The sequence below is a fragment of the Marivirga tractuosa DSM 4126 genome (assembly GCF_000183425.1).
In the GTDB taxonomy this organism is placed as follows: Bacteria; Bacteroidota; Bacteroidia; order Cytophagales; family Cyclobacteriaceae; genus Marivirga; species Marivirga tractuosa.
This window is the reverse complement of sequence record NC_014759.1, coordinates 642622-663602: the sequence shown is the minus strand read 5'-3', so window position 1 is coordinate 663602 and position 20981 is coordinate 642622. Positions and strand designations below refer to the sequence as shown.

At 33.9% G+C, this 20981-nt stretch carries 19 protein-coding genes and 1 pseudogene; 15 read left to right on the top strand and 5 right to left on the bottom strand.

Going from position 1 to position 20981, the window contains the following annotated elements; genetic code table 11:
* Nucleotides 1–397 precede the first annotated feature (397 nt).
* Entirely contained in the window at nucleotides 398–1285 is an 888-nt protein-coding gene (floA, locus tag FTRAC_RS02595; protein WP_013452673.1) for a flotillin-like protein FloA, read from the bottom strand.
* Here floA and FTRAC_RS19755 point away from each other — a divergent pair.
* Nucleotides 1221–1361 carry a hypothetical protein gene (locus FTRAC_RS19755; RefSeq protein ID WP_185094459.1) on the top strand — a complete coding sequence of 47 codons (141 nt, stop codon included), beginning with the start codon at nucleotides 1221–1223 and terminating at the stop codon, nucleotides 1359–1361. The two genes, floA and FTRAC_RS19755, sit on opposite strands and share 65 nt — an antisense overlap.
* Before the next feature lie 197 nt (nucleotides 1362–1558).
* Nucleotides 1559–2827, top strand: coding sequence for an NAD(P)/FAD-dependent oxidoreductase (locus tag FTRAC_RS02590; RefSeq protein WP_013452671.1), 1269 nt, complete (start codon nucleotides 1559–1561; stop codon nucleotides 2825–2827).
* Here FTRAC_RS02590 and FTRAC_RS02585 read toward each other — a convergent pair.
* Together FTRAC_RS02585 and FTRAC_RS02580 are read right to left on the bottom strand one after the other, a co-directional pair.
* Entirely contained in the window at nucleotides 2824–3786 is a 963-nt protein-coding gene (locus FTRAC_RS02585; RefSeq protein WP_013452670.1) for an alpha/beta fold hydrolase, read from the bottom strand. The genes FTRAC_RS02590 and FTRAC_RS02585 overlap by 4 nt on opposite strands.
* A gap of 5 nt (nucleotides 3787–3791) precedes the next feature.
* Nucleotides 3792–4901 (bottom strand): AMP-binding protein, encoded by a 1110-nt coding sequence (locus FTRAC_RS02580; RefSeq protein ID WP_013452669.1) that lies wholly within the window; start codon nucleotides 4899–4901, stop codon nucleotides 3792–3794.
* Between the two features lie 209 nt (nucleotides 4902–5110).
* Here FTRAC_RS02580 and FTRAC_RS02575 point away from each other — a divergent pair, with 209 nt between their 5' ends.
* The 8 genes and pseudogenes from FTRAC_RS02575 to FTRAC_RS02535 all read left to right on the top strand — a co-directional run.
* Nucleotides 5111–5590 carry an Lrp/AsnC family transcriptional regulator gene (locus tag FTRAC_RS02575; protein WP_013452668.1) on the top strand — a complete coding sequence of 160 codons (480 nt, stop codon included), beginning with the start codon at nucleotides 5111–5113 and terminating at the stop codon, nucleotides 5588–5590.
* A 4-nt stretch (nucleotides 5591–5594) separates the two neighbouring features.
* The gene (locus tag FTRAC_RS02570; protein WP_013452667.1) at nucleotides 5595–6101 is read left to right on the top strand and encodes a phosphoribosyltransferase family protein; all 507 of its coding nucleotides are present in this window, start codon (nucleotides 5595–5597) and stop codon (nucleotides 6099–6101) included.
* A gap of 55 nt (nucleotides 6102–6156) precedes the next feature.
* Nucleotides 6157–7896 carry a hypothetical protein gene (locus FTRAC_RS02565; RefSeq protein ID WP_013452666.1) on the top strand — a complete coding sequence of 580 codons (1740 nt, stop codon included), beginning with the start codon at nucleotides 6157–6159 and terminating at the stop codon, nucleotides 7894–7896.
* Nucleotides 7897–8009: 113 nt separating this feature from the next.
* Complete coding sequence (gene thrS, locus FTRAC_RS02560; RefSeq protein WP_013452665.1) at nucleotides 8010–9974, top strand: threonine--tRNA ligase; 1965 nt, start codon at nucleotides 8010–8012, stop codon at nucleotides 9972–9974.
* 97 nt (nucleotides 9975–10071) lie between these two features.
* Nucleotides 10072–10620, top strand: coding sequence for a translation initiation factor IF-3 (gene infC / locus FTRAC_RS02555; protein ID WP_013452664.1), 549 nt, complete (start codon nucleotides 10072–10074; stop codon nucleotides 10618–10620).
* Between the two features lie 25 nt (nucleotides 10621–10645).
* Entirely contained in the window at nucleotides 10646–10840 is a 195-nt protein-coding gene (gene rpmI, locus FTRAC_RS02550; protein ID WP_013452663.1) for a 50S ribosomal protein L35, read from the top strand.
* Between the two features lie 110 nt (nucleotides 10841–10950).
* Nucleotides 10951–11295 carry a 50S ribosomal protein L20 gene (rplT, locus tag FTRAC_RS02545; protein WP_013452662.1) on the top strand — a complete coding sequence of 115 codons (345 nt, stop codon included), beginning with the start codon at nucleotides 10951–10953 and terminating at the stop codon, nucleotides 11293–11295.
* Nucleotides 11296–12006: 711 nt separating this feature from the next.
* A pseudogene (locus FTRAC_RS02535) lies at nucleotides 12007–12471 on the top strand (YhjD/YihY/BrkB family envelope integrity protein); the annotation flags it as partial.
* Between the two features lie 43 nt (nucleotides 12472–12514).
* On the opposite strand, the gene FTRAC_RS02530 reads toward FTRAC_RS02535, so the two are convergent.
* Entirely contained in the window at nucleotides 12515–13285 is a 771-nt protein-coding gene (locus FTRAC_RS02530) for a CDP-alcohol phosphatidyltransferase family protein (protein WP_013452661.1), read from the bottom strand.
* 252 nt (nucleotides 13286–13537) lie between these two features.
* Between FTRAC_RS02530 and FTRAC_RS02525 the strand changes: the two genes are divergently transcribed.
* Entirely contained in the window at nucleotides 13538–14500 is a 963-nt protein-coding gene (locus FTRAC_RS02525; protein ID WP_013452660.1) for a hypothetical protein, read from the top strand.
* An 83-nt stretch (nucleotides 14501–14583) separates the two neighbouring features.
* Here FTRAC_RS02525 and FTRAC_RS02520 read toward each other — a convergent pair whose 3' ends face one another.
* Nucleotides 14584–15747: an iron-containing alcohol dehydrogenase gene (locus FTRAC_RS02520; protein WP_013452659.1), complete on the bottom strand. Its 1164-nt coding sequence runs from the start codon at nucleotides 15745–15747 to the stop codon at nucleotides 14584–14586.
* A gap of 115 nt (nucleotides 15748–15862) precedes the next feature.
* On the opposite strand from FTRAC_RS02520, the gene FTRAC_RS02515 reads away from it, so the two are divergent.
* The 4 genes from FTRAC_RS02515 (at nucleotide 15863) to gyrA (ending at nucleotide 20943) form a co-directional block, all read left to right on the top strand.
* Nucleotides 15863–16531 carry a hypothetical protein gene (locus tag FTRAC_RS02515; RefSeq protein WP_013452658.1) on the top strand — a complete coding sequence of 223 codons (669 nt, stop codon included), beginning with the start codon at nucleotides 15863–15865 and terminating at the stop codon, nucleotides 16529–16531.
* 91 nt (nucleotides 16532–16622) lie between these two features.
* Nucleotides 16623–17219 carry a hypothetical protein gene (locus FTRAC_RS02510; RefSeq protein WP_013452657.1) on the top strand — a complete coding sequence of 199 codons (597 nt, stop codon included), beginning with the start codon at nucleotides 16623–16625 and terminating at the stop codon, nucleotides 17217–17219.
* A 137-nt stretch (nucleotides 17220–17356) separates the two neighbouring features.
* Nucleotides 17357–18349 carry a hypothetical protein gene (locus tag FTRAC_RS02505; RefSeq protein ID WP_041649438.1) on the top strand — a complete coding sequence of 331 codons (993 nt, stop codon included), beginning with the start codon at nucleotides 17357–17359 and terminating at the stop codon, nucleotides 18347–18349.
* A 74-nt stretch (nucleotides 18350–18423) separates the two neighbouring features.
* A complete protein-coding gene (gene gyrA, locus FTRAC_RS02500; RefSeq protein WP_013452655.1) occupies nucleotides 18424–20943 on the top strand; it encodes a DNA gyrase subunit A in 2520 nt (839 codons plus the stop codon).
* The last annotated feature ends 38 nt before the right edge of the window (nucleotides 20944–20981 follow it).

Here is a 20981-nt window from a genome sequence, read left to right as displayed (position 1 = left end):
ATTTAGTGTCACCCCTACGGGGCTTAGGTTATCTGCTTTTAGCTCAGAGTTACCGTGATTTCGTCCTTACAGGACTAAGAAGGGCTTCCATTAATTTTTTGTCGGAAATCTTTAAAACTAACATTGGAAGAATAGGTAGGTAATTTCGTTGCTCCATAGGGGTAAAATTATGGTAATTAGATAATAAATATGATGCTCAAGCTCCTTAGGAGTGACATTTACTTTTATGTATAAAGCCCTCTAGAAAGGGAGTATCAAATCACCCGACACCCATCACCTATCCACTTCTAACTTCCAGCTATTTCCGGTCTGACCTTCGGTACTAGCCTAAAGCGCCAATCACCCAACATCCATCACCTCACTTCAAAATTCTATCTTCTGACTCCCAACTTCTAACTTAATAAAACCTCCCTGTTCTAAAAGCCCCTGAAAGTGCCACAGGGATTTCCGATTCGGCTTGAATGACCAAAGCTTTTGCTTTTTGAACACGAGCAGACATTTCTTGTTCCAATGCTACTGCCATTGCTCTTCTTTCTTCTGCTTTGGCTTTAGCAATATTCAAATCTGCAGAAGCTTGATCAATTTGAAGGAAAGCTCCAATGTTCTTCCCAATGTCGATATCCGCTATGTCGATTGATAAAATTTCGAATGCAGTACCTGAATCCAATCCATCAGCTAAAACCATTTTAGAAATGCTTTCAGGATTCTCCAAAACCTCGTAATATGTTTTTGCAGTTCCTATGCAAGAGATAATTCCTTGGCCAACTCTAGCCTTTATCGTTTCTTCTCCTGCTCCACCCACTAATCTTCCCAAATTGGTTCTTACAGTCACTCTTGCTTCTGCTACTAACTGAATGCCATCAAGAGAAACACCAGTGATAGCTGGCACCACAATCATATATGGAGTTACAGAAACTTGAACCGCTTGTAAAACATCTCTTCCAGCTAAATCAATGGCAGTGGCTTGCTTAAATGTTAATTGCAAATTTGCTTTGTCAGCTACAATTAAGGCTTTAATCACATTAGGTAAATTTCCATTTGCCAAATAATGGGTTTCCATTTCTTCAGTTGTAACATCCAAAATCCCCGCTTTCGTTGCATTGATCATAGCATTGGCAATTAAAACAGGAGGGACCTTTCGGAATCGCATAAAGACTAACTCCAAGAGATTGATTCGGACGCCCGAGAATATTGCGGTTATCCAAATATTAATAGGAAATATGAACAGGAATAGCCATATGCCGACCAAAATGGCAATTAGTAAGATAATAGAATTTAATGCCATTGGTTATCAGCGTTATTTAAGTGTGCAGAAAGGTAGTGAATTGCGAGCAGATATTTGCTTGATTGAATTTATTTAATTTCCGATGGCTTTATGAAATAAGGAGCTCGTCATGATTTATAAAACCAACAGTAAAATGCAACTTGAATTACTGAATATTTTCAGTGATCATAACAATATTATATCAAAACTTGTTGGATTTACGTTTCAAGAAAACATTATTATATTCATCTTTGAATAAAATTTCAGAATCCACATTATTTTATAGGATTGTTCATGCAAAACGAAAAAGTAATCATTATTGGAGCTGGCATTGCCGGTTTAACAGCAGCAATTGAATTAGAAAAAGCAGGTTTCAAACCAACTATTTTAGAAGGCTCAGATAGTATAGGAGGAAGGGTGAAAACTGATAAGGTAGCTGGTCATTTATTAGACCACGGCTTTCAGGTTTTATTAACTGCTTATCCTGAGGCTCAACATTATTTAGATTATGAAAAACTAAATTTGAAGAAGTTTAGTCCAGGTGCTTTGATAATAGATTCCAAAAATGGTAATTATTCAATTACTGATCCTCTAAGGCAACCTATTTCCCTTTTTACAATGTTGTTTTCACCAGTTGGGAATTTTTCTGACAAAATGAAGATATTTCAGTGGAATAGAGCATTGAAAGGCATATCAGTGGACAATATTTTTAAGAAGGATGAGATGACATCATTGGAATTCTTGAAGAAAAAAGGATTTAGTCAATCAATAATCAACCAGTTTTTCAAGCCCTTCTTTGGAGGTATATTTTTAGAAAATGAACTAAATACTTCATCCCGCATGCTTGAGTTCGTATTCAAGATGTTTGCTGAGGGCTATGCTGCAGTTCCTGAAGGGGGAATGAAGCAAATCCCTGAAATGCTGGCAAGTAATTTAGCGCAAACTGAGATTAAATGTAATCATAGAGTAGAAAAAGTAGGGTTAAAAAAGGTTAGCTTGGAAAACGGCGAAGATTTGAATGCCGATGTAATCATAGTAGCAACCAAACCTGATGAATTATTACCACAGCTTTCGGGGCAATTTTCAAATGATCAGTTTGTAACGAATTTGAATTTTACCTCTGATATTGACCCAATTGGCAAACCCTTAATTGCATTGGTTCCGGATGAGCATTATTTGATTAATAATGTTTCGGTGATGAATAATACTTCTTCTTCCTACGCTCCTGAAGGAAGTTATTTGTTGTCAGTATCCGTAACTCAAAACTATGAAGAGAATGATAAGCAGTTAAAGAAAAGAATCCTCAAAGAGCTGGTAGAAATCTTTCCGTCATTAGAAAATGCCACATTAGAGCATCTTAAGACTTATTATATTGATAATGCACTTCCTGTAATCGATGATTTTCAAAATAAAATGAAACCTTCGCAAACAAAAATTCAAGAAGGTATCTATTTAGCTGGAGATTATCTGTTGAACGGTTCCATTAATGCAGCAATGGCATCAGGTAGATTTGCAGCTCATGCTGTTTTTGAGGATTTGAAAGGACAAGGGTATCGAAATTAATGGTGGTTCTTTAAAAACTTCAATACATCATCAGCTGTTTTAACTGGTATTTCCTCCATAGGAACATGCCCACCATCATCATATATTTTTAATGAACTATTCGGTAAAATACTGTCAAAATGGTAGGCATGAGATACTGGTATCCAGTTATCATACTTGCCCCATACTATTAATGTAGGGATTTCCATTTCGCTTAAACGATCAAATTCAGAGGGTGCTCTTTGTTTAAATCGTTGTAAAGTAGCTTCTCTATTTCCTTCTTGCAGCATTAAATCATAATATAGTTGAATTTTATCTTCCGAGATTTTTGATTTATCATAATAGACTTGCTCTAAGCTCATCTCAAACAGGGATTTGGGTGTAATTCTTGTCATTAATTGAGAGAAAATAGGATGGTTGATTAGAGTGAATACAGAGAATTTATTTTGGTCTCTAAATTTTGATGTATCCTTTTTCAGACTAGCCCCCGAAGAGTTCAAAAGGATTAGGTTTTGAACTCTACTAGGGTTTTGCAGCGCCATTTTATAAGCCACTTGACCGCCCATAGAATTACCTGCAATAGCTATTGAGTCATATTGAAGACTATCCATCATCTTCCAAAGTACACTGGCATAATAATCCGTGTCATATTGTGCTTGTGGATTAGGTCCAGTTAATCCATGTCCAGGTAAATCAATCGAAATAGTTGTGAAGTGATTGGCTAATTGATCTTGCCAAATCTCCCAGGTATGTAAAGATGAAAAACTACCATGAATCAATAGAAGTGGAGGTCCTTGGCCTACTTTTCTATAATGAATTCTATTACTATCAATTTCCAGGTATTTTGACTCGTCTGTAAAATACTTTTCATGATTTTCTTGAATAGGTATGTCTGCTTTATAGAAGCCTATCAGAACAATCAGAACAATGCCAATTAAGACAAGGATTCCAATTCCTAGAATTTTAAAGAGTTTTTTCATATTTCTTATTTCGCTAGTGCCAGTTTATCAATAGTTTTTAATCTATTGATCTTTCCGTTATCAGTTTCGACAAATTTCTCTATCGTAAAAACATTTTTAGGACTGTGAAAAGCTTTTAAATGCTGCTTCAATAATTGGTGAACTGATTTGCTTTCCGCATTCCCTTCCAATACCAAATTTAAGGAATACCCTAATTTTTTATCTGGTAATCCAAAAGCAAAGAAACGATTATTGATTTTAGTATTTTGAAATAGTTCTGCTATTTCTTTTTCCAATATCTCAGGATGAATTTTGATACCTCCTGAATTGATAACAAAATCATGTCTGCCTAACCAAAGAAACGCTGTGGGCGATAGTAAATCTACCACATCATTGGTAACTAAAATATCTTTTCCGGTGATTTTCGGAGCATGAATGACCAGACAATTTCGTTCATCTACCGAGAATTTAATGTTTTCTAGTGCTTCAAACGCTTCGTTCTTACCAGAATTAATCAGTTTCAGTGCAACATGTGAAACTGTTTCAGTCATGCCATAAGTACTGTAAACTTTAGCTTTTGAAATGTTAGAGGTGATTTTTTCGGCTAAACTATCAGAAACCGGAGCGCCACCTAAAATAATTGCTTTTGAATTATCTAATAAGGGTATTTGTTCAGGACTTTCTTCTAATATTCTTTCAAATTGATAAGGCACAAATGAAAAGAAATCAATTGGCTCTTTTGCTTTAAAACCTCTCAAAGGATTGCCAGTGGTAGGAGCTATAATTAAATTTAGATTTCCAATTATTGATCTGGCAATCATCATTTTACCCCCAATGTATTCAGCGTTGATGCACAACACAGCATGATCATTTGCTTTGATTTTTAATGTGTTTAAAGTAGCTACTGCACTGGCCTTTATTTGGCTTTTTGTAATTTTGATGGACTTGGGTTTCCCAGTAGAGCCTGATGTTTTCTGAAGAATGTAGGATGATGCGGACTGCCAATCAGCAATAAAATTGATAACTGACCTAATTTGTTCAAATTCTACATTTTGATTTTTTTCAATGAATTGATTAAAAGTATATTGCTTACCTTGAAATTGAATCCAATTTTTATTTAGGCTTGTTGAAGACATTAATTATTATAAATCATATTTGCAGGTAAAACTAATATCAATTTAAGTAAGTGTTGTAATAAAGCAAGTTCAATATTACAATTTCAATATTTATGTTATATTTTTGTTCAAAATACAAAAATTAATTTGGTATAATTCGATTATGATGGGGTTGGATTCAATATTATATACTAATTTTGCGTTATAATTGAAAACTCCAAATAATTAAAATGTTACCTTTCAAACTGGATAAAATTGACAAAAAAATATTGGATATTTTGCAAGTAGATGGCAGAATTACCAACGCGCAACTATCAAAAGATATTGGATTATCTCCTGCACCAACCCTAGAGCGAGTAAAAAAACTTGAAAATGCGGGGATAATCAAAAGTTATCATGCCAAACTAGATACTGAAAAAATCAATTTAGGTGTAAGCACTTATGTGATGGTTTCTTTGAAAGGGCATAATCGATCAAATATTGAAAAATTTATAAAAGCTATAGATGGAGTAGATGAAATCATAGAGTGCAACCATGTTACTGGATCAAGTGACTTTATTTTGAAAGTTATAGCCAAGGATATTCCTTCCTATCAAAAATTGATGTTGGAAAAAGTGAGCGAAATTGAAGTAGTGGATAGTATGCAGTCAATGGTAATCTTGTCTACTTTCAAAGACAGCAAAAAAATGCCAATACCTGAAAATAAATAAAGTTATGCTTAACAAAAGCAGCCAAATTTTAGACCGAGAAGCTATCCGAAGTAAGATTAAACGAATAGCTTTTCAGGTTTTAGAGAACAATTATAAAGAGGAAAATCTTTACATTGTAGGAATTGAAGGGGGGGGAGCAATTTTTGGTGAAGAAATAAAAAAAGAGCTCAAAGAGATTTCTGATCTGAAACCCATTTTCATTCAACTAAGTATTGATAAATCCCAACCTGAAATTTCTGAAATAAAACTTTCTGCTCCAATTGAGGACTCGGAAAAGGCAGTTATCATAATTGTTGATGATGTGCTAAATTCAGGTAAAACAATCTTTTACGCCTTAAGGCCTTTCATAAATTTGAAAGTAAAGAAAATTGAAACTGCTTTTTTGGTGAACAGAGCACATCGTTCTTTCCCGATCTCAGCAAGTTATACTGGAATTGAACTTGCTACAACCATTCAGGAGCGAATTAATTTCACTCGTTCAGAAGAAGGTTTTGGTGTTTATCTAGAATAGATTACTTTTGTAATTAACCAATATTATATTCTATAATTTAAATAAATTAAGGTTGATGAGATTTATTCTACTGATTTCAATTCTTTGCGTTTCTGTTGTCTTTAATTCTTTCTCACAGAGAATTAAGTACAAAAATGTATTTCCTTTATTACAAAGTAAAGACTATAAATCAGCTGAACCCCTTTTACTCAAATTCTTAGAAGAAAATGATGATGAAGCCAATGCTTACTTCTATTTGGGCGAAATTATAGTTTCAAAGCTAGATACGGTGGAGATTTTTCCTTCTTCAGAAAAATACGATTCCTTGTCTAATTTAGCAGTGTCGTCTTATAAAAAAGCAATTGCCTTAGTTGATGATCGAGAGGTCAGAAAGAATGATGAGTATTATATGGCCTATAATCGCAGGGACTTAAGGACTGGTAAATTTGGAATTAAGACATCAGATGTACATCTGGATTACGAAAACAAAATTGCAGATGTTAGTGCAAGAAAGGAATTAATTCACGAACTGCATCAATTGAAAACGGAAGTTATTGGTAAGTATGATAAATTTAAAAAGGAGGTAGAGGAATTTTATTCAGCATATCCCGATGAACCTTCCTTTATGTTGAGGGCTACTTCGGATGATCGTAAGGCACTTAATGAGATTAGAAGCTCTTTTAGTGATTTTACTTCTCAATATTCCACTTTCGCTGATAAGCTGAATTCTTTAAATCATCCATTATATACTGCCGAATTAAAACTTACTTCTATTAGTAAATGGGAGGAATTAGCTCCAAAAGAGATTGATTTTAGTGATTTCAAGGTCGAGATTCAAAATTATGATAATTATCTAAACCAAGTAGACAGCAAAATAGAATCGGAAGTTAGACCTATTAAGGCATTATTATTCAAGACTGATAGTGATTTCAATAGCGCTTTAAATTTCAATAAAGGTGTAGAAGATACTACTGCTATCAAAGATATGGTGATTCCTGAAGAGTTGGAAAAAGGATTAAGGCAACTGGATAACAAGAATGTTGTGCTTGATTTATTGCATTATAAGCGATTAAAAAATAGAAGCACTTTATTGACCAATTCTAATCTATTTCCAGTACTAAATGATTCTACCAATATTTTCCAAAGAACCAATGTTTTCAAAAAGTATAAAAGCAGGCTAGCAGATCAGCTGGAAGTAATCAAGTCGATTGAAAGCAAAATAGACGAACGAACTAAATTGGATTTCGCTAACTATTTTGCTGGTTATCAGCCTTCAATTGAAGCTTATATTAATACCGAAAAAACAATATTAGAGAAGAAGTATGAGGAAGTAGCTGAGAAAAGTAAAAAAATGGAAATTGATATTCAGTATTTTACATCTGAAGAGGATACCGTTTATATTACTCCATTAAATGCAGCAGCCAATAATGGAGATAAGTATGTGATAGATATTATTGAAGCTGATACCTCCTTGCTGTTAGTTGGATCTTGGAAAAAGCAACCTTTTATTGCCAATGCAGGCTTCGATATGAAGGTGAACTATAAATTAGTAGTGAAGGACACTTCATACATAGTTAAGAATATGCTTGATTTGAATAATAATGTCCTTGTGAATTTGAAATCAACTGAGGAAGAGGATCCATCGCAGCTTCTTCTATATTTATCCTATCAAATGGAAGAATTATGGAGGTTGGAATACGAATCTGAAAGCTTTCTAGGAGATGCCAAAGTGGAAGCGGGCATATTTTTCTTGTATGACGAAGAAGGAGACGTATTAAAAACCCTAAATGCCAAAGGTGAGGTAATCGGTAATTAATCATATTTTACCTGCATTCCTTTTACACTTATTAAATCAAAAATTGCATATTTGCATTCAGGATTTATTTCCAAGCGATAGTAAAATAATTTAAGTTAGAATTTCAATAGAATATGAGTAATAAAATAAAGATTACTTTGCCTGATGGCAGTGTTAAAGAATTTGATAAAGGTGTAACTGGTCATGACATTGCTATGAGTATAAGCGAGGGCTTAGCTAGGAATGTATTATCAACAAAGGTTAACGGACAGGTTTGGGATTCAACCAGACCAATAAATGAAGATGCTCATATTCAATTGCTGACTTGGAACGATCCTGAAGGTCAAAATACGTTTTGGCACTCTTCAGCTCACCTGCTTGCAGAAGCTTTAGAAGACATGTATCCTGGAATAAAATTCGGTATTGGCCCTCCAATAGCCAATGGTTTTTATTATGATGTTGATTTTGGAGATAAAGAATTACAAGGGGAAGAGCTTGAAAAGATAGAGCAGAAAATGCTTGAATTAGCTCGTCAAAAAAATGAATATAAACGTTCTGAAATCTCCAAGAAGGAAGCGACAGAATATTATCAGAAAAAAGGAGATGAATATAAACTGGAATTGATTGAGGGATTGAATGATGGGGAAATCACTTTTTACCAACAAGGGAACTTCACCGATTTATGTAGAGGACCTCATATTCCGCATACTGGCTATATTAAAGCCGTTAAGCTTTTAAATATTGCAGGGGCCTATTGGCGAGGAGATGAAAAACGAAAGCAATTAACTAGGATATATGGTATAACATTCCCTAAACAAAAGGAGCTAAAAGAATATTTAGAGCTATTAGAGGAAGCGAAAAAGCGGGACCATAGGAAGTTAGGTAAGGAGATGGAATTGTTTGCCTTTTCTGAAAAAGTCGGTTTGGGATTGCCTTTATGGTTGCCAAAAGGGACCATGTTAAGAGATAGATTAGAAAATTTCTTGAAAAAGGCTCAGGTAAAAGCAGGTTATCAGCCAGTTATTACACCTCATATTGGGAATAAAGAGTTATATATCACTTCTGGTCATTATGAAAAGTATGGTAAAGATTCTTTTCGACCAATAGCTGCTCCGTCTGATGATGACTCGAAAAGTGATGAGGAATATTTGCTAAAACCCATGAATTGCCCTCACCATTGTGAGATTTATAAAACTAAACCTAGAAGTTATAAGGACTTACCATTACGATTGGCTGAATTTGGTACTGTATATCGTTATGAGCAAAGTGGTGAACTGCATGGCTTAACTAGAGTTAGAAGTTTTACGCAAGATGATGCACACATTTTCTGCCGTCCTGACCAGGTTAAGGAAGAATTTATTAAGGTAATTGACTTAGTGCTTTTTGTTTTTAATTCCTTAGGATTCGAAGACTTTGTAACACAAGTGTCTTTACGAGATCCAGATAATAGAGAGAAGTATATTGGAGGAGATGAAGTTTGGGATAAAGCAGAAAAATCTATTATTGAAGCAGCTGAAGAAAAAGGCCTTAAAACTGTGATTGAGTTGGGTGAAGCAGCATTTTATGGTCCTAAGCTTGATTTTATGGTGAAAGATGCACTAGGTAGAAGTTGGCAATTAGGCACCATTCAGGTAGATTATAATCTTCCAGAAAGATTTAAATTGGAATACGTTGGTGCTGACAATAGCAAGCACAGACCAGTAATGATCCACCGAGCACCTTTTGGAAGTATGGAACGCTTTGTGGCTGTTTTAATCGAACACTGTGCTGGTAATTTCCCATTATGGTTATCACCTGAGCAAGTGGCGGTCTTACCGATTTCCGAAAAATATGCTGATTATGCCAATAAGGTTTATAGCGAACTTGAAGCTAATGATATCACTGGATTTATAGACCACAGAGATGAAAAGATTGGCAGAAAGATAAGAGATGCCGAGATTAATAAGATTCCTTATATGTTGATAGTCGGAGAACAGGAAGCAGCGGAAGAAAAAGTGTCAATTCGAAAACATGGAGAAGGAGATGTCGGAAATATGAGTTTGGAAGATTTCAAGTCATTTTTTAATCAAAAAGTGACTGATAGCATAGAAAATAAATAATATTGATTGTTAGATTTTGGATTGTAATTTTGTAATCCAATATTTATAACGATATTTGCACACTGTAAACTAAAAAAAGGAGGTTAATATTAGTAAAATGCGAAAAAAAGGCAGCTACAGACCTAGAGGTAGGGAAGAAGAACCCTATAAGGTAAATAGTAAAATAAGAGCTAGAGAGGTTCGTGTAGTTGGTGAAAATGTAAAAGTTGACGTCTATACCATTGGTGAGGCCCTTAGAATGGCTGAGGAGCAAAACCTAGATTTGGTTGAGATTTCTCCAAAAGCTGATCCCCCTGTTTGTAAAATTATTGATTACTCTAAATTTAAATACGAGCAGAAAAAGAAGCAGAAGGAAATTAAAGCCAAAGCACAAAAAACAGTTATCAAAGAAATTAGGTTTGGACCTAATACTGATGATCATGATTTTGAGTTTAAATTGAATCATGCTAAGAAGTTCTTGAAAGACGGTGCAAAAGTGAAAGCTTATGTGCATTTCGTAGGAAGAACAATTGTTTTTAAAGATAGAGGAGAACTTTTATTGTTGCGTTTTGCTTCTGAACTGGAAGATTTAGGAAAAGTTGAACAAATGCCTAAATTGGAAGGCAAAAGAATGACACTTTTCATTACTCCGAAACAAGGTAAATAAGTAACCAATTTAAATAAATAGATAAATGCCTAAAGTAAAAACAAAATCAGGCGCGAAAAAAAGGTTTAAATTGACTGGAAGCGGCAAAATCAAAAGAAAGCACGCTTATAAAAGTCACATTTTAACTAAAAAAGAGACGAAGCAGAAAAGACGCTTAACCGACATGGGACTTGTACATAAGTCAGATGTAGGTAGAGTAAAAGACATGCTTAATCTTTAATATTTTTCGCAAAATTAAAACGAACGAAGGTTCAATGTTTAACCGGGATATATGGTAATGTCAAGAATCAACTTTAAGGTTGATCACCAATTTCCAAAAAATTAAAATTTATGCCAAGATCAGTAAATCATGTAGCTTCAAGAGCTAGAAGAAAAAAAATCCTTAAGTATGCGAAAGGCTACTGGGGTAGAAAGAAAAACGTTTGGACAGTAGCAAAAAATGCTGTTGAAAAAGGTTGGTTGTATGCCTACAGAGATAGGAAACAAAAGAAGAGAGAATTCAGAAAATTGTGGATTCAAAGAATTAATGCAGGTGCCAGAGAACATGGGATGTCATACTCTCAATTCATGGGTGCTGTAAATAAAAAGGGAATAGAATTGAACAGAAAAGTATTAGCTGACTTAGCTATGAATCATCCTGAAGCTTTCAAAAGCGTGGTCGATTCAGTTAAATAAAATACTTGGAATTAAATATTGTACAAGCCTCATTGCACTATGCTTTGAGGCTTTTTTTATGCTCCTCAACTTAATGTTTTGGCTTCAGAAATAAATCCAGCGTCTTTCTAAATTTTAACCCTTAGCTAAAATAGACGTCATTATCTGATGTACTTTATAATTTAAAAGAACTTAACTTCTTGGCTGAAAAAATTGAGAAAGAATTAAACTAGTCTTTACATTTAGTTTATTTACAAACCGTAGCACAATTAGCTACGGTTTTTTAGTTTATTCGAGATGATAGAAAATATTGTAAAATATAATGCAACAAAAAATATTAACAATTCTCCAATTAGTACCAAAATCCGTGAAGGATTTAAAAGATAAGAATCCTCTGCAGTTTGCTTCCTCAACTGCATTTTTTAGCTTATTTGCTATCCCTCCAATCTTAGTTATTCTAATTAATAGCCTCAGTATTTTTATTAAACCAAAGTTTTGGAATGATGAAATATTCAGTCAGATCAGTAGTATTTTAGGAGATTCTTGAACTGAGCAAACAAAACTTATATTTAGGAATTTTCAGGCTTTGCCAGATGATCTGTTAACTTCTATTTTGGTATTTTTCTTTTTGCTTTTTATTGGTACCAATCTATTCTTTTTAGTCCAGTTGAATATTAACCAGGTTTGAGATGTCCCTTCGAAAAGTAATCAGAATTCGCATCCCATCTATGGGGGCGACTTACTGCAATTGCTTTAGTAGTAATTGGTGGTGTAATGATTTTAGTGGCCATTCTTTGTGATATTGTACTGGCATTTATAGGCGATCAGGTCAACCAGATATTGCCTAATATAAAATCCTATGTTATTAGAATTATTAGTTTATTGTTTTCATTGATCACCTTTTCGGCTTGGTTTACACTATTATTTAAGATACTTCCCAAAGCTAAATTGCCTTGGAAACCAGCATTGGTAGGAGGGGTAATGACTTCTGTTTTGTTTAAGATCGGGCAGATTGTAATTGAGCAGATATTAATAAATAGTGATATTAAAGGTATATTTGGAGCATCCAGTAGCATTGTTCTTGTAATGCTGTTTATATTTTATGTGTCTTTCATTTTCTATTCTGTGGCAATGTTCATTGAGAATTATTCCGAATTGATTGATCAGCCAATTACCACCATTAAAAAGGATAAATAGAGGTGTTCCACAGACGAACCAAAATGAAAAAATTATAGAGCTTTTAAGAGATAAACAGTTTCCTGACAGTAATGAAAACAAGAACCAATGTAGAATAGCAAATAAAAAAAGGAATAATATAATCGATCAAACCTATTGGCATCATCACTGCCATTAACATCAATTGAAATCCGAGGCCATAAATGGAAATCATAGACATAAACCAATTAGGCAATTGCCGTATTTTGAAAGCATCTTTATCGAATTGATAGATTAGCCAATCAAATGGAAGGTACAGAACTTGAAAGATTCTGAACAAGATATTTACTGTAGTCTGGCTTTCCAATGAAAAAGCAATAGGTGGCTTCATTTCAAAAATTTTGCTTGTAGTATCTCCGCCAATTGATCTATGCCTTAATATCACATAATAGTAATTGTATAAAGTGCCCTGCAGCTGAATGCAAAAGTAGGCGATAATACCGAGCCAAAGAGGGCTAGAACTTTTAAATGCTATTGTTAGTAGGATAATGAGGTTTAAAACACTGTCAAAAATGGAATCGAGATATCTTCCCGAATAGGATGGGCTTTCTTTTATCCTTGCCAATTCCCCATCCATTGCATCAACTATTGATTTTAAAATTAAGCCCATGCCAGCTATTATGTAGTGCTCTTCAAGTATTGCATAGGCCGAAATCAAACCGATGATTCCAAAAGCTATGGTAACATGTATGGGAGTGATAGATGTATTCTTTATTAAATTGGATATATAAATGGCTGGACTTCTACCATAATCTGAAAAGTCAAAGAATTTCTGCTGTTTATTTATTTTAGGCATTGACTATTATTATAGAGCAATTCAAATAACAAAGAATAGCTGATGTGTTAAGACAAGGTTAAAATTTTATAAATAAATTCAACTAATAACCACTTTACTTAAATTTTTGTTCAAATAAATAACGCCTATAAAGTTCAAATCTATTATTGGAATAGTATAAAAATGATGATTAAATGCTTTCTTTAAAGAATTTTAATCTAAAATATTACAAATATTAATTGGTGAATTAGTCTGAGCTATTTACTTTGGATTGTGCAATTTTTAAATGTTAGATATTTTTGGCAAAAAAGTGATTTTTTTGGACAAGCATCTTTGCTTTTTCGATATGCTGCCTATGGATTCAATGCTATATATCTAATCCTATTTCTTGATCTAAACGATGAACCAACTGATCTGTGGCATTATTTTACGTTTGTTTTAGCCGTAATCTTACCGTACTTGATATTTATTTACTACGTTGACCATAATAATGATAAGGGAATAGGTATACGGCAAAATATGGTCGATTTTTTAGTTGTAGGTTGGTTTGTTGGTCTCATACAGTTGATCTATATCCCAACCTTTATCTTCATACTTGGACTAGTAAGTAATTATGTGGCCTCTAGGGGCTTCCATAAGATTTATAGGGTGTTGGTTATCCCTTTAGGTTATCTTCTAACTTTACCTATTTATGGCTTTCAAATAAACTATGACTTGCCAGAGATAATGCTTCATTTGGCATTAGCATACGCATTAGTACATTTTATTTCAATAGCTTATATAAGTTATGAGTTTTCAAAAAATGTTCAGTTGATTAATCGAAAAGTCACTTTACAACAAAAAGAGATTTTAACTCAATCCGAAGAGTTGCAGTCGCTAAATGAGTCTTTGAGAGCTTTAAATAATCATTTAGAGGATAAAGTGATGGAAAGAACCAAAGAGTTGCAGTTGAAAAATGAGAAACTAGCAGAATATACCTTTATTAATGGCCATCAACTAAGAGCACCTGTTGCTACTATGCTAGGATTATGTAACCTATTGGATTATACTAAAGAACTTAGGGACAAAGAGATCATTATCAATAAGCTTAAAGATGAAGTAGGTATATTGGATATTACAATAAAAGAGATTCGGCTGAAGCTAGAGACCGATCAAACAATTAACGATAAAGTTAAAGAGGTAGAAACTGAACATTCACATTTTGAAAAATTACAGGATAAGATTCAAAAAATGTAGATGGTTCAGTTTCCTTTATGTAATTAATTGATTTTAATCTAGCCTATTTCCATAAAGCTAGAGAAGTATTCAGTTGTAAAACTTTAAATACTCATTTCTACTATTTCCTTAGCTAAGTCGGGCCCAACTTTTTGCGTTTCACCTAATCCTAACCATTTTCTTTCAGTAAATCGGTCAGAAACTGTTTGTGCAGTATCTTTATAGTCATCGGTGTAATCTGAAAGTTTTGTATCGATTCCTAATGATTGGAAAAAAGTTACAGTCATCTCTATCGCTTTTTCCGCAATTTCAATATCAGATTCACCACTTAGTCCCCAAACTCTTTTACCATATTGCACTAGCTTTTCTTTTTTATTATCAAACAGCTTTCTATATAAATTTGGAGCAATGATAGCAAGAGTTCTGGCATGATCAATTCCATGTAAGGCCGTTAATTCGTGCGCAATCATGTGAGTCGCCCAATCTGTAGGTACTCCTAATCTTAAAATTCCATTTAAAGCCATAGTGGCAGACCACATAAAATTAGAAGCCGCTTTATAATCGGAAGGGTCTTCCATTACTTTTGGGCCAATTTCAATTAGTGTTTGTAGAATTCCTTCTGCAATTCTATCCTGCAATAATGCATCGTGTTTATAGGTTAGGTACTGTTCTAAGGTGTGCGTAAAAGCATCTACAACTCCATTAGCAATTTGTCTTTTAGGAAGAGATTTTATTACGGTGGGGTCACAAATTGAGAAAACCGGGAAATATTGAGGGCCACCAAAAGTTCGTTTTTCCTGAGTGGCAGCTTTAGTCACTACAGCTCCAGAATTCATTTCTGAGCCAGTAGCTGGAAGCGTTAAAACTGTTCCAAAAGGCAAAACTCTTTCTTGTTTTCTGGATAATCCTTTAGCTACTAAGTCCCATTCGTCTCCATCGTAGAAGGCCGCAGCTGAGAGAAACTTACATCCGTCAATGACCGAGCCACCACCAACTGCTAAAATAAAGTCAATCTTTTCGTCTCGAATGATTTCTACTGCTTTCATTAGCGTTTCAAAATGGGGGTTAGGTTCTATTCCCGAAAATTCAGTTATTTTAAAATTTTTACAAGCTTCAATGACTTGATCATAGACGCTATTTTTCTTGATACTACCACCGCCATATGCTAGTAGAACATGGCTTCCGGCAGGAATATTATCTGAAAGCTTCTTAATTTCACCTTCACCAAAGATGATTTTTGTGGGATTCTTGAATTCAAATGATTTCATAGTTAACTTTTGTTTCAAAAACTAAACGCCATTGAGTTTATAGGGTTTTTAGAAATTTTAACTAATTTGCTTCTAGTTCTAATTGAAGTGAAAATCCAAATATCGAAATACATCTATGAATAATTCTCTAGTCTTTATTTTAATTCTAATCGCTGGTGTATCATGTTCAGAACCCGAAAATAAAAGTGAGGTGAATGATATTTACGAAGCACTGGTTGAACAAAAACACTTTTATTATAATGTGGAATATACCTTGAATAATGGACCCAAACATTCTCCTATATCTAGTATATACGGTCTTGTTGGATTGAATAGGAGCGCTGCCAGCGGTATATCCTCTGCTTATTTTGGTTTAGATACTGATTATTTGCCTAATTACTTAAATACAATTTATCTGGAGAGTAATTGCATATTTAGCATATCTAGTAATATTTTTGATCTAGGTAGTGCAGACTTGATTATGGATAGTTTACACAGTCCTTTACTATTAAATCCCGATTTATTGGTTCAAATGGAAGAAGGTTCAGTTAATATTGATCGAAAAGTGATTTGTGATAATACAGTTAAATTGACTTTTGATTTAGATCAACGGGTTAATCAATTAGTTTTAGTATGGGATGGTCAACTAAGAAAAATCATTGAACTAGAATATCGATATGGTATTAACTCTGATCATTCCTACAGTAGAAAGTGGTCATTTGATCATTTATCAAAATCTGATTATTTAGCTTTGGAAAGTCGCTACAAAGATCAAAATCAAATCACTCAGCAACCGTTTTTATAATTTTGATCTAATTTATTTGATGCTCTGTCTATTAAAATTGTATTCTGCAATTATTTAATGTATTTTTCCTTTTATAAAACGAATCAAATATATGTTCACTGAAGCAGAAATAGCCGTAATCATTGAAAATCAGGAAATTGAAAAAATCACAGAAGAGCTCCGCACAAATTTTCTTGAGAAAACTGCGCCTTATTTTGAAATAAGTAATCATGATTTTCTGTCATTAATTCTACTAAGTCCAGTAGTAGGAAAGGCAATGGCAAACAATAATATTAGCTTTAAAGAAGAAATGTCTTTGCAAAAAAAGGCTCGAAAGTTATCTAAAGGTGGTTTTTTCTTGTCTAAAGATCCTGTTGCAGATTGCATGAAATTCTTAATTAAGAAATTTGATGAATGGGAGCATGAATTCTATGCTTCAATTAAAAAGATATTTCATATTCTCTTTGAAAAGGAAACGATTGACAGGGCAAATGACACTTCCTTTTCTTATGAAATTAGAGTGATGCGAGCTCCTTATATCTTAGTGAGGTTTATATCTTCTCTGTTTTTAGAGAGGGAAGAAGATATTTTGAATCCAGGTAGATTGAGGAAAATAGAATGGGAAAAGATCAAATTTATAGGAGAGAAAACGGGCTTATCAGAATTAGTATTATTTAATGAGTTCATGGACGCTTTTGAGGTTAAATAAACGTTTCAACATGTTTTAGCATAATTTTTGTACTTTTGTGCTATCAAAATCATCAATCGTTGGGGAGAAACCATTTTTATATAAAATTCTTTACTATCATCACTCTATTATTAGGCGGGATTTTTATTTCGCCTTCAATGGGGCAGGTATTTAATCCTTGGGGTCCACCGCCAAATGATAAAAATATTGATGCCAATTTTTTGCGCAAACTAGCAAATCATTTTTCTGCTGAGGTTGCGATTGGTTACGGTTCAACACGATATAGACAAAATCTAGATCAATATCAGATATATAGTAATAATGCTAGTCTGTATTTACTTGCCGAAGATTCTTTAGGGAATACTGTAGGAATTGGTAATTGGCTAAATAATCCTTTGGTTACAGATACTATAAATACTACATCTGCAGCATATTATCAAAGCAATTTAAATGAATCAGATGCTAATAGAAATTATGTGATTGATAGTTTGGAGAAAAGGCTTGTTGGTGGTGGAAATGCAATTCCAATTCATTTAAAAATTCACTTCAATTATGAACGCTTTAGAATTGGGGCAGGAGCTACATTTGAAATCAATACTAAAGCAAATATGCAATTAAAAGGTTTTCCAGATTATATAGCGAGCTATCAATCAGATTTCTCGAGATTTTTTACACGTAAGTATTATTTAACAGCTGGATTTCATTATTACGATTTTTGGGACTTTTCCTATTTTGCTGATTTAGAGTATGGTAACTTTAGATTATCAGAAAGTGCATTTCCAACAGGAAATGTTAGCACCAGCAATTATTGGAACATTAGCTTTCCAATAGAAAAGAATTTTTCTGAATATTTCAGGTTGGTCATGAGGCCTTCCGTTGATTTAAAGTCGATTAATACTATAATGCCTACTGGTCAATCTATTAAGACCAATATGTGGAACTTACAATTTCAAGTAGGAATAAGGGTGAGTTTCCCATTGTTTAAGAAATGTCCAATTGGTAATTGCGAAGCACAAAAAGAACATCATCATATCGATAAAAAATTTAGAGGGCAGCCTATCTATAAATGGCAAAACCCTAAAGTAGGTGAAAATCATCCTTATAATTTGAATGAAAAAAGAGAGTCTTTTCCGTTTTTAAAACGAAAATGAAATGATTATTTTTGTCACCGCTTAATAAAAATCTTTAAATTGCACTTTATTTATTTTAGACAGTAAACAAATCTATGGCTGAAGGAGAAAATGAGAAAATCATCCCAATTAATATAGAGGATGAAATGAGAGGCGCCTACATTGATTATTCAATGTCGGTTATAGTTTCTAGGGCTTTGCCTGACGTTAGGGATGGCTTAAAACCCGTACACAGAAGAATACTTTTCGGTATGCAAGAATTGGGTCTTGCTCATAATAGACCCTATAAAAAGTCAGCCAGAATCGTAGGTGAAGTTTTGGGTAAGTATCACCCTCACGGTGATTCTGCTGTATATGACACCATGGTAAGAATGGCGCAACCTTGGTCTCTTCGATACCAAATGGTGGATGGTCAAGGAAACTTCGGTTCTATTGATGGCGATTCTCCAGCCGCAATGCGTTATACAGAGGCACGTCTCAAAAGGATAGCAGAAGAAATGTTAACTGATATTAATAAGAATACAGTTGACTTTCAATTTAACTTTGATGATTCATTAAAGGAACCTACCGTTTTACCTGCTAAAGTCCCCAATTTATTATTGAATGGCGCTTCAGGAATTGCTGTAGGTATGGCTACTAATATGGCACCTCATAATTTAACGGAGGTTGTCAATGGAATTAATGCTTACATTGATAATAATGATATCACAGTAGCAGAATTAATGGAGCATATTTCTGCTCCAGATTTCCCCACGGGGGCTGCAATTTATGGTTACCAAGGAGTAAAAGCCGCCTTTGAAACTGGTCGTGGGCGAATTGTGATGCGTGCTAAAGCCGAGATTGAAGTGCTTAAATCTGGCAGGGAAAGAGTAATAGTCACTGAAATTCCTTATTTGGTGAATAAAGCCAACATGATCGAAAAGACTGCGGCTTTAGTTAATGAGAAGAAAATAGAAGGGATTTCTGATATCAGGGATGAATCAGATAGAAATGGCTTAAGAATTGTTTACGAAATCCGTAAAGATGCTATTCCGAATGTAGTATTAAATAATTTATATAAGTATACTCAACTTCAAACTTCATTTAGTGTTAATAATGTTGCGCTTGTAAAGGGCAGACCTGAAACACTTAACCTGAAGGATATGATTAAACATTATGTTGAACACAGACATGATGTTATCGTCAGAAGAACAAAGTATGAATTAGAGGAAGCGCAGAAAAGAGCCCATATTTTAGAAGGCTATTTAATTGCTTTGGATAATCTTGATGAGGTTATCAAACTAATACGGGAGTCAAGAGATCCTGAAATCGCCAGAAATGGATTGATGGATAAATTTAAATTATCTGAGATTCAAGCGAAGGCTATTTTGGATATGAGGCTTCAAAGATTAACTGGTCTTGAAAGAGAGAAAATCATTCAAGAATATGAAGAAATCAAAAAGCTGATTGAATATTTAGAATCTGTTCTTGCTGATGAAGGGTTAAGAATGAACATCATCAAAGATGAGATGCAGGAAATTCAGGACAGATACGGTGATGAAAGAAGAACCGAAATCATCCATAGTGCAGAAGAATTCACTGATGAGGATATGATTCCTAACGAAGATGTGGTCATCACGCTTTCGCACCAGGGCTATATCAAAAGGACTTTACTAAATGAATATAAAACCCAAGGTAGAGGCGGTGTAGGTTCTAAAGGTGCAGGCAGTAAGGATGATGACTTCACAGAATTACTCTTTGTGGCCAAAACACATAATTACTTATTAATATTCACTGAATTAGGAAAAGTCTATTGGATAAAAGTTTACAGATTACCAGAAGGGTCAAAAACTTCAAAGGGTAGAGCAATCCAAAACCTAATTAATATTGAATCAGAAGATTCTGTAAGAGCGGTTATCAATGTTGAAAATCTAGATGATGCAGATTATATCAACAATAACTTTTTAGTAATGTGTACTGAAAAAGGTACTATTAAGAAAACTACCTTAGAGGCTTATTCAAGACCAAGGGCTAATGGTATAAATGCAATCTCAATTAATGAAGGCGATAGACTATTAAATGTGAAACTAACGAATGGTGACAATAACATCATTATAGCGGCACGGTCAGGAAGAGCCATTCGTTTCCATGAGAGCAATGTTAGACCTATGGGAAGAACGGCTGCTGGTGTAAGAGGTATTACTTTAAAAGATGGCAAAGATATTGTAGTGGAGATGGTAGCCATTACTAGAGAAAATGCTAATTTATTGGTAGTTTCTGAAAAAGGTTATGGGAAACGTTCTGATATCGAAGATTATAGAATTACTAAAAGAGGTGGTAAAGGGGTGAAGACCTTAAATGTAACTGAAAAAACTGGAGAATTAGTAGCTATAAAAGAGGTGATCGACTCAGACGATTTAATGATAATAAACAAGTCTGGAATTACCATTCGTATGGCAGTAGAAAGTCTGCGTGTAATGGGAAGAGCTACTCAAGGTGTCAGATTGATTAAAGTAAATGAAAATGACAGTATTTCGTCTGTTGAAAAGGTTGAAAAAATTGACGAAATTGAAGAAGAAGAGAATGTAGAGGAAAGTCCAGAAAATTCTAGTGGTGAGGACAAAACGGAATCGTAATTAACATAAAATAGTAAAATAGATTAATAATTGTTTAA